At 71.8% G+C, this 12,562-nt stretch carries 13 protein-coding genes; 9 read left to right on the top strand and 4 right to left on the bottom strand.

The window, feature by feature from the left end:
• The first annotated feature begins 30 nt into the window (after positions 1-30).
• Positions 31-1,152 (top strand): serine hydrolase domain-containing protein, encoded by a 1,122-nt coding sequence (locus QSK10_RS26315; RefSeq protein WP_285665745.1) that lies wholly within the window; start codon positions 31-33, stop codon positions 1,150-1,152.
• Positions 1,153-1,487: 335 nt separating this feature from the next.
• Here the strand turns inward: QSK10_RS26315 and QSK10_RS26310 are convergent, their stop codons facing one another.
• On the bottom strand, positions 1,488-1,925 hold the full coding sequence (locus QSK10_RS26310; RefSeq protein ID WP_285665744.1) for a heme-binding protein: 438 nt from the start codon (positions 1,923-1,925) through the stop codon (positions 1,488-1,490).
• A gap of 93 nt (positions 1,926-2,018) precedes the next feature.
• Between QSK10_RS26310 and QSK10_RS26305 the strand changes: the two genes are divergently transcribed.
• From QSK10_RS26305 to QSK10_RS26285, 5 genes are all read left to right on the top strand, one after another.
• Positions 2,019-2,609, top strand: coding sequence for a TetR/AcrR family transcriptional regulator (locus QSK10_RS26305; protein ID WP_285665743.1), 591 nt, complete (start codon positions 2,019-2,021; stop codon positions 2,607-2,609).
• Positions 2,610-2,670: 61 nt separating this feature from the next.
• Positions 2,671-4,116, top strand: a complete 1,446-nt coding sequence (locus QSK10_RS26300; protein ID WP_285665742.1) for an MFS transporter — start codon at positions 2,671-2,673, stop codon at positions 4,114-4,116.
• Positions 4,117-4,125: 9 nt separating this feature from the next.
• The gene (locus QSK10_RS26295) at positions 4,126-4,884 is read left to right on the top strand and encodes an SDR family NAD(P)-dependent oxidoreductase (protein ID WP_285665741.1); all 759 of its coding nucleotides are present in this window, start codon (positions 4,126-4,128) and stop codon (positions 4,882-4,884) included.
• Complete coding sequence (locus tag QSK10_RS26290) at positions 4,881-5,270, top strand: RidA family protein (protein ID WP_285665740.1); 390 nt, start codon at positions 4,881-4,883, stop codon at positions 5,268-5,270. Before QSK10_RS26295 ends, QSK10_RS26290 begins: the two co-directional genes overlap by 4 nt.
• A complete protein-coding gene (locus tag QSK10_RS26285) occupies positions 5,263-5,979 on the top strand; it encodes a hypothetical protein (RefSeq protein ID WP_285665739.1) in 717 nt (238 codons plus the stop codon). The genes QSK10_RS26290 and QSK10_RS26285 overlap by 8 nt, the downstream gene beginning before the upstream one ends.
• 101 nt (positions 5,980-6,080) lie before the next feature.
• On the opposite strand, the gene QSK10_RS26280 is transcribed toward QSK10_RS26285, so the two are convergent.
• Positions 6,081-6,857, bottom strand: coding sequence for a DUF4097 family beta strand repeat-containing protein (locus tag QSK10_RS26280; protein ID WP_285665738.1), 777 nt, complete (start codon positions 6,855-6,857; stop codon positions 6,081-6,083).
• 208 nt (positions 6,858-7,065) lie between these two features.
• Here QSK10_RS26280 and QSK10_RS26275 point away from each other — a divergent pair, with 208 nt between their 5' ends.
• Positions 7,066-7,830, top strand: a complete 765-nt coding sequence (locus QSK10_RS26275) for a DUF4097 family beta strand repeat-containing protein (RefSeq protein ID WP_285665737.1) — start codon at positions 7,066-7,068, stop codon at positions 7,828-7,830.
• A gap of 52 nt (positions 7,831-7,882) precedes the next feature.
• Here the strand turns inward: QSK10_RS26275 and QSK10_RS26270 are convergent, their stop codons facing one another.
• Positions 7,883-8,617 carry an enoyl-CoA hydratase/isomerase family protein gene (locus QSK10_RS26270; protein WP_285665735.1) on the bottom strand — a complete coding sequence of 245 codons (735 nt, stop codon included), beginning with the start codon at positions 8,615-8,617 and terminating at the stop codon, positions 7,883-7,885.
• Positions 8,617-9,480 (bottom strand): 3-hydroxyacyl-CoA dehydrogenase family protein, encoded by an 864-nt coding sequence (locus QSK10_RS26265; protein WP_285665733.1) that lies wholly within the window; start codon positions 9,478-9,480, stop codon positions 8,617-8,619. Before QSK10_RS26265 ends, QSK10_RS26270 begins: the two co-directional genes overlap by 1 nt.
• Before the next feature lie 226 nt (positions 9,481-9,706).
• Here QSK10_RS26265 and QSK10_RS26260 point away from each other — a divergent pair, with 226 nt between their 5' ends.
• Both QSK10_RS26260 and prpE read left to right on the top strand, forming a co-directional pair.
• The gene (locus tag QSK10_RS26260) at positions 9,707-11,839 is read left to right on the top strand and encodes a hypothetical protein (RefSeq protein ID WP_285665731.1); all 2,133 of its coding nucleotides are present in this window, start codon (positions 9,707-9,709) and stop codon (positions 11,837-11,839) included.
• A 17-nt stretch (positions 11,840-11,856) separates the two neighbouring features.
• Positions 11,857-12,558: a bis(5'-nucleosyl)-tetraphosphatase PrpE gene (prpE, locus tag QSK10_RS26255; protein ID WP_285665729.1), complete on the top strand. Its 702-nt coding sequence runs from the start codon at positions 11,857-11,859 to the stop codon at positions 12,556-12,558.
• Positions 12,559-12,562 lie beyond the last annotated feature (4 nt).

Genomic DNA, 12,562 nt, shown 5'->3' with positions numbered 1-12,562 from the left:
GGTGACAGCGGGCCCGCCGAAGCTTGCCGCATGACTGAGGACAAGGACTTCCCCACCACCTTCACCACCCGCGAGCGCGTCGAGCGTCCCGAATTGCAGCAGGCCATTGAGGAGATCGCCGCCAAGGGCTTCACCGGCATCCACATGCGCGTCAACGACGAGCGCGGCGAATGGACCGGCAGCGCCGGACTCGCCGAACTGGGCGGCACGGAGGCTCCTTCGACCGAGGGCCACTTCCGCATCGGCAGCAACACCAAGACCTTCACCGCCGTCCTGGTGCTCCAGCTCGTGGCCGAAGGCCGTGTCGGACTTGAGGACGTGCTCGCCGATCACCTGCCGGAGTTCGGCCTCGACCGCCGCATCACCGTCCGGATGATCCTCCAGCACACCAGCGGCCTCTTCAACTTCACCGGCGAGTACTTCGAGGACGGCACCGTCACCCCCGGCATCGACTGGAGCGGCCGGGCCTGGGTCGAGAACCGCTTCCGGACCTACACCGACGACGAGCTCGTCCGCTTCGCCCTGGCCCGCCCCGCCCGCTTCGAGCCCGGCGCCGACTGGAGCTACGCCAACACCAACTACGTCCTGGCCCGCCTCCTCGTCGAGCGCCTCACCGGCCGCCCCATCGCCGAGGAGACCCACCGCCGCGTCCTCGACCCCCTGGCCCTGACCGGCACCATCGTCCCCGGCACCGCCACCGACCTTCCCGAGCCCTACGCCCACGCCTACTACCGCTACGACGTGGACGGTGTGGAGCAGACCACCGACGTGAGCCGCCAGAACCCCTCCTGGATCTCGGCCGGCGGCGACATGATCTCCACGACCCGCGACCTGCACCGCTTCATCACCGCCCTGGTCACCGGCAAGCTGCTGCCCCGGGAACTCATGGAAGAGATGTTCACGCCCCACCCCAAGGTCCCCTACGGCCTCGGCGTCATGATCCAGCCCGTCGACGGCGGCGGCACCGTCATCACCCACAACGGCGGCATCGCCGGGCACGCCGCCTTGATGTACGCCACCCCCGACGGCCGCACCACGATGACCGCCTCGCTGAACTACGTCGACGACGCCGGACTGTCGCTCAGCACGACCTTCCAGGAAGCGGTGGGACGCCTCATCACGGAGATCTTCGGCGGCGAGACCGCCGAGTAGGACCCGCGCTCACCCGGCGGGTGGGCCGGGCGAGCGGGGAACGGGCCGCGCGGACAACGGCGTTCGCGCGGCCTTTCACCGACCCAGGCCCTCGCCCGAGGTGGCCATCGGCACGGGCCAGGGCCGGCGACGAGGCCCGGGGACGAGAACGGCACCGGCGAAGGCCCTGCGAGCCAGGCCGAACTCGCGGTCACGGAGATCGGCGAGCACGCCGCACCCCACGTTGTGGCGAGCGGTGACGCGACAAGCCCGCAGCCTCCGCGAAGGCCGTGCGCACGAGTGCACCCCCGGCTCATGGCGTCTCCCGGCCCCACTCCCTTCCATCCACCCAAGCGCTACCCCACCCCCACCGCCGCGCACTCCTCGTCCACCTCCGGCGCGCCTCCGCTCACCGCGATCGCGCCCACGATCTCCCCACCCGGCCCGTCCCCGCCCGCGTCACCCTCCCGCAGCAACCTGATCCCCGCGCCCGCCACGATCGGGCGGCCCGCGACCTCGCCCAGTCCCGCGAACAGCGCGGGCCACGCCTCCTGCATCGCGCGCAGCCCGTCCCCGTCGCGGCCGACGAGGGCCGCGCTCGCCGCCTTCGCCTCGGCGACCCGCGCCGACAGCGGAGCCGCGCCCGCCATCCGCGACAGGCCCCGCACGTGCCCGCCCGCGTCCACGACGGCCACGGACACGCGCGCGCCCAGCTCCACCGCCCTCGCCTGCGCGCGGGCGATCGCGGCCGAGACCTCGTCCTGGGTCATGGTCGGGGCAGGGGTCAGAGTCATCGCGCATCCTCCACAATGTTCAGTGGACACCTGTCCACTAATGAACGACCGTACTCTCAAGGACGCCCGTCCGGCAAGCACTAGAATCACCCCGTGACCGCACCCGAGCGCCCGACCCGCCGCCCCAACGCCCGGGGGCACGGCGACCTGCTCCGCGAGGAGATCGTCGCCGCCGCCGCCGCGATGCTCGCCGAGCTCGGCGACGACGAGGCGATGTCGCTGCGCGCGGTCGCCAAGGCCCTGGGCATCTCCCCGACCTCGGTCTACCTGCACTTCCCCGACCGCGACGCCCTCGTCATCGCCGCGATGACCCGCTGCCACGCCGACATGTCGGCGGCGGTGGACGCGCGGCTCGAAGAAGCCGCCCGAGCCGAGGCCCCCGGACCCCGCCAGGCCCTCCGCGTCCGCCTCAAGGCCATGGCCGCCTGGGCCCTGGCGAATCCGGGCCTCACCAAGGTCATGCACGAGAGCCGCACGAGCCCCGCCATGCCCTTCAAGGCCGCGATGTTCGAGCGCCTGGTCGACGCCGTCCACCCCTGCACGCGCACCGACCCGGTCGCCGCGGCCCTCGATCTGCGTTCGGCGGTCCTGGGCGCGGTCTCGCTGCGCATCAACGAGCCGGGCCTGCCGTGGGATGCACTGGACGGCCAGGTCGACCGCCTGGTCAACGCGATCCTGGGCTGACCCATGTTCACCGTCACATCGCTTTGACCTGAACCAATATTGAGGTCCTAGCGTCGCCTCCATGACGAACCCCTCGATCCCCATCCCGATCCCCCGGCTGCGCCCGTCCCCCGCGGTCACCCTCACCGTCGTCCTCGCGGGCTTCCTCACGCTCCCGATGCTCATGTCCGGCACCACCGTCGCCATGCCGCGCATCGGCGCCGACCTGAACGCGGCGGGCGCCTCGCTCCAGTGGGTCGTCTCCGGCTACTTCCTCGCGGTGGCCTCCTTCGGCCTGGTCGCGGGCTCGCTGGGCGACCTGTTCGGCCGTCGCCGGGTCTTCGTCGCCGGCCTGTCGGTCTACCTGGTGGGCGTGACGCTGTCCGCCGCCGCGCCCACGATCCTGGCCCTGGACGTCGCCCGGGTCGTCTCCGGCGTCGGCGGCGGCGCGGTGATGACCACGGGCGCGGCGATCCTCGCGCAGACCTTCACCGGCCGGGCCCGCAACCGCGCCTTCGCGGCCATGGGCACCATCGCGGGCGTCGGCATGGCGGTCGGCCCGACGCTGTCCGGGCTGCTCGTCGAGCTCCTCGACTGGCGGCTCACCTTCGCGCTGTTCGCGGTGGTCGCCGCCGCCATGCTCACCGGGACCCTCTTCATGGCCCCCGGACGCCGCGAGGGCCGCCCCCGCATCGACAAGGCGGGCGTCGCCACGTTCGTCGCGGGCCTGGCCGCGCTCATGTACGGCGTGACGCAGGGCGCCAAGAGCGCGTGGACGGACGCCGTCCCGCTCACCGTCGGCGCGGCGGCGCTGGCGCTGCTGGCCGCGTTCGTCCTCATCGAGCGCAAGGTGAAGACACCCGTGCTGGACCTGGCGCTGCTGCGGGACCGGGGCTTCCTCGGCTGGCTGCTGGCCGCCGTCACCCTCGCGGTGGGTGTGTCGGGGCTGCTGGTGAGCCTGCCCGGCTACCTCCAGGGCGCCGGGGGCGTCAGCCCGCGCACGGCCGGGCTGATGATGCTCATGATGACCGTCCCGATCCTGGTGGTGCCGCAGATCGCGGCCTTCTTGATCAACAAGGGGGTCCCGGCGAGGGCGCTCATCGGCGTCGCGCTGCTGGCCATCGCCGGGGGGAACGCCTGGCTGACCACGCTGTCGGCGGACCTGACGGGCCTGCTCGGCCCGCTCGCGCTGATCGGCGCGGGCAACGGCCTGGCCGCCGGGATGATCGACGCGCAGGCCATGGGCCGCGTCTCGCCGGACCGCGTGGGCATGGCCTCCGGCCTGCTCGGGACGATCCGCGGCGCGGGCAACGCGCTGGTCATGTCCGCTTTCGGCGCGGTCCTCATCGCGCTGACCGCACGGGCCGGGGACCCCGAGGCCGCCGCCCGCGCGGTCTCCGGCAAGGCCGAGCCCGCCCTTACCGGTGCCCTGACCGATGCCTGGCACGCCGTCTCGTGGGCGACCGCCGCCCTGGCCGCCGCCGGGGCGCTCACCGTGATCGCCCTCCTGCGCGTCCGGAAACCCTAGAGTGACCGCATGCATGACACACGCACGGCCGTGGTCACCGGTGCCGGGCGCGGCATCGGACGCGAGGTCGCGCTGCGCCTGTCCCGCGACGGCCACCGCGTCGTCCTGACCGCCCGCACCGCCCGCGAGCTGACCGCCGTGGCCGCCGAGTGCCCGGGTCCGACCTTGGCGATCCCCGCCGACGTGACCGCGAAGGACGCCGCCGAGGAGGTCTTCGCGAAGGCCGAGGAGTGGGGCGGCCCGGTCGGGATCCTGGTGGCCAACGCGGGTGGCGCGACCTCGGCGCCGGTCGCGCGGATCACCGACGAGGAGTGGGCCCAGGCCCTGGACCTGAACCTCACCGCGCCCTTCCGCTTCGTCCGCCGCGCGATCCCGGGGATGGTCGAGGCGCAGTGGGGCCGGATCGTCGTGGTGGCCTCGATGGCCGCCAAGCGCGGCGATCCCTACGTCGCGGCCTACACCGCCGCCAAGCACGGCGTCCTGGGCCTGGTCCGCAGCACGGCGGCGGAGCTGGCGGGCAAGGGCGTCACCGCCAACGCGGTGTGTCCGGGCTATGTGGACACTCCGATGACCGAGCGCTCGATCGAGCTGATCGCCGCGCGCACCATCCGCAGCGAGGACGAGGCCCGGCACCTGCTGGCCTCGCGGCAGCCGATCGGCAGACTGGTGTCCCCGGCCGAGGTCGCCGAGACGGTCGCGTTCTGCGTGGCCAACGCCGCCCTCACCGGCCAGGGGATCAATGTGGACGGAGGAGCGGTCCAGTCATGAAGCGCGTCAACCCGCAGAGTCTCGCCAAGCCCTCGGGCTTCAGCCACGCCGTGGTCGCCACCGGCACGCACGTCTACCTGGCCGGGCAGACCGGCATGGCCCCCGACGGGTCCATCGTGGACGGTGGGCTGGTACCGCAGTTCCGGCAGGCCCTGGCCAACATCCTGGCCGCCCTCGCCGAGGCCGGTGGACACCCCGCACAGCTCGCGCAGCTGCGGATCTACATCGTGGACGTGCCCGCCTACAAGGCCGCCGCCCGCGAGATCGGCGCGGTCTGGCGGGAACTGGCCGGCACCGAGTACCCGGCGATGGCCGGGATCGGTGTCACACGTCTCTGGGACGATGCGGCTCTCGTCGAACTGGAGGGAGTAGCCGTCCTTGACTGACCAACCGCGTCCCGTCTTCCCCCGCGTCTGGGCCGCCACCGACCTGGAGGACCACCGTCCCGCGTCGATGTTCGCCACCTACTCGGGCTGGGACTACGACACGCTCCCACCACTGGATCCGGCGCGCCTGAAGGGTTTCGCCTGGGCCGGGGAGGCCGCCGGGAGCGCACCCGATCCCGAGCAGGTGGAGTTCCTGGCCGAGATCGCCGGATCGCTGCCCGAGTGCATGGTCCTCCCGGACGCCTTCGTGCACTTCGCCACCCGCCCCGAGCTGTACGAGCAGCTCGACGAGGTGTCCACCACCTCCTGCTACATCGACATCTCCGCGCCGGTCCCGAGCCCGGTGGAGAAGGACGCGGTGGTCATCCGCTTCTTCCGCGACCAGCAGGACTGCCTGTTCTGGTACCTCTACCTGCGCCCGGACGGCACCTCGTTCATCGCCGAGTCGGAGTGGTCCGACGAATGGGCCGACCACGACGACGAAGAAGACGAGGACGACGAGCCCGAGACCGATGACGGCGGCGGCGAAGAGGAGGGCGGCGAGGTCCGCTTCTCCTGGACCGGCCCGTCCATCGAGGAGTTCGCCTACCGCTACTGGCTCGAATGCAAGGCCTGGTACGTGGTCTCGAAGTACTTCGGCGGCGAGCTGACCGACGAGATCGCCGCCTACCTCGCCCATTACAAGAAGCCCGCCGAAGCGGGCGACTAGCCGGACACGCCGAAGGGCGGCGCCTCACGCGCCGCCCTTCGTCTCTTGCGTTGCGGGACCGGGTGGGCGAACCCCTCCGACCCTTTCCGGTCCCTACCGGGTCACGACTTGACCGTGACGTTCCCGGAGTCCACGTCGATGGTGATGCTGCGGGCCGAGGAGTCGTTCTTGGTGAGCCCGTCGGTGTCCACGTCGCCGGAGTCGGCCTTGACGTTGGTCTTGTAGCCCTCGGCGACGTTCGGGACGGTGACGTCGACGTCGCCGGAGTCCACGTTCAGGTCCAGCGAGCTGGGCGCGGTGGTGAAGGTCAGGTTCACCGAGCCGGAGCTGGCGGTGACGGTCGCGGTGGCCCCGCTCAGCCGGTCGCCGCGGATGTCGCCGGAGGAGGCGTTGATGGTGAGCGCGCCGGGCAGGTCCTCCAGGGTCACGTTGCCCGAGTCGGCCGTGACGTCCACGGCACCGGTCACGCCCTCGATGCTCAGGTCACCGGAGTCGATGTCGAGCTTGGCCGACACGCTCTTCGGGACGGTGATCACGTAGTCGATGCCGCAGTTGCAGTTCTGGTCGTCGTAGACCTTGAAGGTCGTGCCCTCGAACTTCTCGTCGACCTTGGGCTTGGTGTTGTACCAGTGCAGGGTCCGCTCGACCTTGATCTCGCCCTCGGCGCCGGCCTTGATGGTGACCTCGCCGGAGTCGGAGTGGATGTCGATGGCGGTGACGGCGTCGGTGTAGGTCTGGCTCTGGGTCTCCTTCTTCTGCGGCCCGAAGCCGTGGCTCAGGCCCCAGGCGACCACGCCGCCGGCGATCAGCAGGCCGAGCACGACCAGACCGATGAGGATGATGACCCGGCTCGACGGATCGGGGTTGCGCTCGGACATGAGGGGCTCCTTGTTCGGGGTGGTTCCGGGGTTCCGGTGCTCCGTTTCGGCTCACCGCGTTTACGTTCATAAATCTATGGAGGTCCGGGGCCGTCAACCATGGGGTGATGCCCCGATTCCCGGGTGGGGGTAGGCCCCCTTTCCCCGGAGCCGAACTTAAGGGTCATTCCCCATACCGCCAGCAACCGGGCGGTTCTACGTTGGTTTCATGACCGTCCCGCAGTCCGGCACCCGCCGCACCTTCCCCCGCCTGGTCATCACCGGGACCGTGGTCGCCACGGTCGTGGCGATGATCGTGTGGATGGCGCAGCACTTCGCCGGGCCGGAGCGGGCGTCCTCGACCGAGACCCACCCCGCCCCCGTCGCGCTGGAGATCACGACGGACCGGGGCAACGTGAAGGTCATGCGCGGCGGGGACGGCCAGGCCCGGGTGGACCGGGCGGTCCGCTGGTACGAGGGCGACGAGCCGGGGGGCCGGGGCGTGCTGGACCGCGGAATCCTGCGCCTGAACGGCACGTGCGGCGACGACTGCCAGATCGACTACACGGTGTGGGTCCCCCCGGCCACGCCCGTGAAGGTCACCTCGTCGGCCGGGAACGTGGACGTGGCCGACCTGACCGGCGCGGTGACGCTGTCCCTGTCGCACGGCAACGCCGACCTGTCCGGGCTCGCCGGGCCACTCGACGTGCGCGTGTCGAGCGGGAACGTGACCGCCGAGGACATCTCGTCACCTGGCGCGACCTACCACTCCGACCACGGGAACGTGGACGTGACCTACGTCTCAAGTCCGTCCATGGTGGACATCACATCCTCCTCGGGGAACATCGATCTCAGGCTCCCCTCAGTCGCGGCGGGATATCAATTGGACGTGTCGGCCATGAGCACGGAAGTGAACATGGCCAGTACGGCCACCTCGCCCTACAAGGTGCGGGTGGCCGCGGACTCCGGGATCGCCAAGGTCAGCGGCGCCTAACCCGGTTGAAAGGTGGCCGGCCCGGTCGGAGGGGTTCGCCGGGCCGGCCCCATCATGTCCTCTTGCCGCGTTCCAGGAACGCCGTCATCCGCTCGCGCTTGTCGGCGGAGTCGAACAGCAGCGACTGCGCGGCCAGCTCCAGCCCGGGGTGGGCGCCCGGGGCGTCCACGGCGAGTTTGGTGAGCCGCAGGGCCATCGGCGCGGCCTTGGCGATGTCGTCGATGATCGCGTGCGCGGTGTCCAGTAGTTCGGACGGCGGCACGACCCGCGACACCAGCCGCGCCGCGAGGGCCTCCTCGGCGGGCATCCGGCGTCCGGTGAACAGCAGTTCCTTGGCGAGGGACTCGCCGACCAGTGCGGGCAGCCGCCAGGTCGCCCCGGCACCGGCGAGGATCCCCAGGCGCGCCTCGGGCTGCCCGAAGAAGGCCCGGTCGGTGCAGACGCGGATGTCGCAGGCGTAGGCGAGTTCGGCGCCGCCGCCGAGGGCGGGCCCGTCGATGGCGGCGACGGTGGGCAGCGGGAGGGCCCGGACGCGCGCGAACACGCCCTGGTTGATGGCCCGCAGCGCGTCGGCGGAGGTGCGTTCGCGCAGTTGGGCGATGTCGGCCCCGGAGGCGAAGATCCCGTCGGCGCCGCCGGTGAGCAGCAGCGGTTTGGGCTCGCGCTCCAGCTTGGCGCACAGTTCGTGGAGTTCGTCGACCATCTCCTGGTCGATGGCGTTGCGGCGTTCGGGCCGGTCGAGGACGGCGACGACGCGGTCCTCGCGCTCTTCGACGCGGACGGCCATTACCGGCCCTCCCACACGTGGAAGCCCTCGCCGGTCTTCTTGCCGAGTTTGCCTTCGGCGACCTTCGAGACGAGCAGCTCCGGCGGCGCGAAGCGGTCGCCGTAGGCCTTCTGGAGGGTCCGGGCGATGTCGAGGCGCACGTCGAGGCCGACGATGTCGGTGAGTTCGAGGGGTCCCATGGGGTGCCGGTAGCCGAGGACCATGGCCTTGTCGATGTCGGCGGCCGAGGCGACGCCGTCCTCCAGCATCCGGATGGCCTCCAGCCCGAGGGCGACGCCGAGGCGGGAGGTGGCGAAGCCGGGGAAGTCGTTGACCACGATGGGGTCCTTGCCGAGCTCGCGGGCGAGCGCCAGGGCCTGCTCGCGGGCGTCCTCGGAGGTCTCGCGCCCGATGACGATCTCCAGTAGCGGCATCGCGTAGACCGGGTTGAAGAAGTGCAGGCCCAGGAACGCCTCGGGCCGGGGCAGTCCCTCGGCGAGGCTGGCGATGGGGATGCTGGAGGTGTTGGACGCGAGGAGGCGCGGCTTGCGGGCGGCGGCCTCGGCGAGCACGGCCCGCTTGAGCTCCGGGCGCTCGGGGACGGCCTCCACGATCACGTCGGCGCCTTCGGCGACTTCGGTGAGGGACGCGCGGTAGGCGATGCGCGCGTGGGCGGCGTCGGCGTCCTGCGCGGTGGCCTTGCCGCGTGCGACGGCCTTGTCGAAGACGGTCCGCAGCTGTGGGCCGACGGCCGCGCGGCGGGTGCCGTCGGGTTCGACGAGGTCGACGGTGTAGCCCGCGGTGGCGGCCACGTACGCGATGCCCGCGCCCATGGTGCCCGCCCCGATGACGACCGCGCTCTTGAGGTCTGCGTTTCCGGTCACGCTGGTGAGGGTAGTGCAGATTCCGGAGTGTGGGACGCGACCCCGGATCAGCTCGCCTCCGGCGGGCCCGGGTACCGGCCCGTTACTCCCCCGGACGGATGGCCGACACCCGCCGAGACTGGCGTCCGGGGGACAACTGCGGCATCCTTGATCAAAGGGTGTTTACGTGTCCGATGTGGACCTTGCGGCGGGGTTCGTGTTGGCAGGACAGGACTGGGGGCGTGGCGTGGAACCACCGGCACTCCATCATGGACGGTGGCTGGACGCGGCGTCCCGCGACACGCGGGAGTACTCCTGGCGTACGCCGATTCCCTGGCCGTGCCGGGTCGGCGTCCCGCCCGCCGAGGTGCGCTGCCATCAGCACCGGGAGGCGACCTTCGCGCTGGACGAGCCGCGCAACCGGGATCGCCGCTATGAGACGACCGGGCCGGTGCACGTGCTGGTGGGGCCGTCCGGGGTCGGCAAGACGCAGGCGGCCTCGCGGTACGTGCGCACGCTGGAGAAGGCCGGGGAGATAGATCTGCTGATCTGGGTGCCCGGCGCGACCCGTGAGGCGGTGCTCTCGGCCTACGCGGAGGCGGCGGACCTGGTCGAGCGCGGCACGTCGGCGATCGGTGACGCCGAGGCGCGCGCGGCCCGGTTCCTGAGCTGGGCGCGCGACACCCACAAGCGCTGGTTCATCGTCCTGGACGATCTGGCCGACCTGGACGATCTGACCGACTTGGGCCATCTGGCCGATCCGGCCGAGCTCGGGGGCTCGGGCGTTCCCGTCGATCCGCTGGCCGATCTCTGGCCCACCGGCAACCCCAATGGCCGCGTTCTGGTCACGGCTCGCGTCGCGCCTCCCCTGCCGGTGGGGGCGCACGTGATCGAGCTGGGCCCGTTCCGGCCGGTGGAGTCCTACGAGTTCCTCGCCGCGAGTCTCCTCGATGAGGCCGAGCTGCTGGACGAGTACGCCGAGCTGGCCGCCGATCTCGGGCATCATCCGCTGTCGCTGGCGCAGGCGGCGGCCTACATCCGCGATCAGCGCGTCACGTGCCACGACTATCGCAAGCTCCTCGCTGCCGCGACCCGGGAGCGAGCGGCGGCGGGCACGGTCATGGGCACGACTGCGGGGACGGTGGCGCTGTGCGCGGATCTGGCCGACGAGCAGGTCCCGGACGGCGTGGCGCGCATGCTGCGGCAGCTGGTGGCGCATCTGGACGGGCGCGGCATCCCGCTGGCGGTGTTCACGCAGCCCGTGGTGCTGCATCACCTGGGACGGGCCGCCGGGCGTCCGGTCTCGGCCGAGGAGGTCGCCGGAGCCTCCGGGGCCCTGGACGTCCTGCACCGGCTGGGGCTCATCACGCGCGGCGAGCACCTCGTGCAGGCCGCCGAGGCGACCCGCGCGATGGACCTGAGCGGCGATCCGCTGGTCGTGCACGTCGCGGCGGAGGCGCTGACCACGGCCTGGCCGCCGGAGGATCCCGCCAACCACGATGACGCGCTGACCCGTTCGCTGCGCCAGAACGCGATCCTGCTGCGGGATCTGGCCGGGGAGACGCTGTGGACGCCCGACTGCCACCTGCTGCTGTTGCGGCTCGGCGAGTCGCTGGGCGCGGCGGGGCTGGCGCGCGCGGCGGCCGTCCACTTCGGGCAGCTGGCGCGTTTGTCGCTGCGGCACCTGGGAGCCGGCCACGACCGGACGGTGACCTCGATGACCCGCGAGGCGCACTGGCGCGGCGAGTCCGGGGACGTGGCGGGGGCCCTGGACGGGTTCGCCCGCCTGCTCACCGACCGGCTCCGGACGTTCGGGGCGGATCATCCGAGCACCCTGGACGCCTGGTCGCGGCTGGCGGAGTGGCAGGGCCGCTCCGGGGACGCCCGGGAGGCGGCCGAGCAGTACGCGGTCATCGCCGGGCAGTGCGCGCGGATTCACGGGGTCGATCATCCCGAGACCCTGCGGGCCGGGCAGGGGCTCGCGCGCTGGGCGGGGACCGCGCGGGGGCCGTGGGCGGCCGAGCGCGTCCTGGCGTCGCTGGTGTCCACGGCGACGCGGGCGCTGGGGCCGCTGCACTCGCACACGCTGGACATCAGGCACGACCTGGCGAACTGGCACGGGAGGTCGGGGCACGCGTCCTCGGCGGCCCGGAGCCTGCGGGTGCTGCTGGACGCGCGCGTCCGCGAACTGGGGCCGCAGAACCCGGTGGTGCTGCTGACCAGGCACGATCTGCTGAACTGGCGGGCCGCCGCGGGGGAAGAGGTGAAGGACGAGTACGAGCGCCTGGTCTTCGACGCCCGGTACCTGCTGGGGCCGGGGCATCCGCAGACCCTGGCGGCCCGGGAGGCCCTGGAGTTCTGGGGCGAACGTTCATCCTAGAGATCTACAGTCGGGGCATGTACGACGTGATCGGGGATGTCCACGGCTGCCTGCGGGAGCTGGGTTCGCTGCTGGACCGGCTCGGTTACGGGAAGCGCGGGCATCCCGAGGGGCGTACGGCGGTCTTCGTGGGGGATCTGGTGGACCGCGGGCCGTCTTCTGTCGGTGTATTGAGGCGCGTCATGTCCATGGTGGACGACGGGTACGCCCTATCGGTGGTGGGCAACCACGATGACAAGCTGGCGCGCTGGCTGCATGGGCGCAATGTCAAGGTGGGCAGGGGTCTCCAGACGACGGTCGGCGAGATGAAGCGCGAGGGGCACGGATTCCGGCGGCACGTCCGGGATTTTCTGGACGAGCTGCCCGAGCAGCTGAGCCTTGATGAGGGGAAGCTGGTCATCGCCCACGCCGGGCTTCCCGAGCACTTTCACGGGAAGAGGGGGGCGGCCGTGCGGTCTTTCGCGCTGTACGGCGATCCCACCGGTGAGGTGGATGAGGACGGCCTGCCGATCCGGCGGGACTGGGCCAAGGACTATCGCGGGAAGGCGGCGGTGGTCTACGGGCACACGCCGCATCCCGAGGCGACGTGGGTCAACAACACGATGTGCGTTGACACGGGGGTTGTTTACGGAGGGCGGCTGACCGCCCTCCGGTATCCCGAGCGTGAGCTGGTGTCGGTGCCGGCGGTGAAGGCGTACTGGGTCCGCGGCAGCGCCTAGCCGT

Source organism: Actinorhabdospora filicis (assembly GCF_030269765.1).
GTDB classification, from domain to species: Bacteria; Actinomycetota; Actinomycetes; order Mycobacteriales; family Micromonosporaceae; genus Actinorhabdospora; species Actinorhabdospora filicis.
The sequence above is the reverse complement of the archived record's forward strand: the minus strand, read 5'-3'. Positions and strand labels throughout refer to the sequence as shown.

Excerpts from the sequence above, each read along its gene's own strand:
- QSK10_RS26315 (WP_285665745.1), top strand. The coding sequence starts at position 31 with ATGACTGAGGACAAGGACTTCCCCACCACCTTCACCACCCGCGAGCGC.
- QSK10_RS26310 (WP_285665744.1), bottom strand. The coding sequence starts at position 1,925 with ATGACTCTGACCCCTGCCCCGACCATGACCCAGGACGAGGTCTCGGCC.
- QSK10_RS26300 (WP_285665742.1), top strand. The coding sequence starts at position 2,671 with ATGACGAACCCCTCGATCCCCATCCCGATCCCCCGGCTGCGCCCGTCC.
- QSK10_RS26295 (WP_285665741.1), top strand. The coding sequence starts at position 4,126 with ATGCATGACACACGCACGGCCGTGGTCACCGGTGCCGGGCGCGGCATC.
- QSK10_RS26290 (WP_285665740.1), top strand. The coding sequence starts at position 4,881 with ATGAAGCGCGTCAACCCGCAGAGTCTCGCCAAGCCCTCGGGCTTCAGC.
- QSK10_RS26280 (WP_285665738.1), bottom strand. The coding sequence starts at position 6,857 with ATGTCCGAGCGCAACCCCGATCCGTCGAGCCGGGTCATCATCCTCATC.
- QSK10_RS26275 (WP_285665737.1), top strand. The coding sequence starts at position 7,066 with ATGACCGTCCCGCAGTCCGGCACCCGCCGCACCTTCCCCCGCCTGGTC.
- QSK10_RS26270 (WP_285665735.1), bottom strand. The coding sequence starts at position 8,617 with ATGGCCGTCCGCGTCGAAGAGCGCGAGGACCGCGTCGTCGCCGTCCTC.
- prpE (WP_285665729.1), top strand. The coding sequence starts at position 11,857 with ATGTACGACGTGATCGGGGATGTCCACGGCTGCCTGCGGGAGCTGGGT.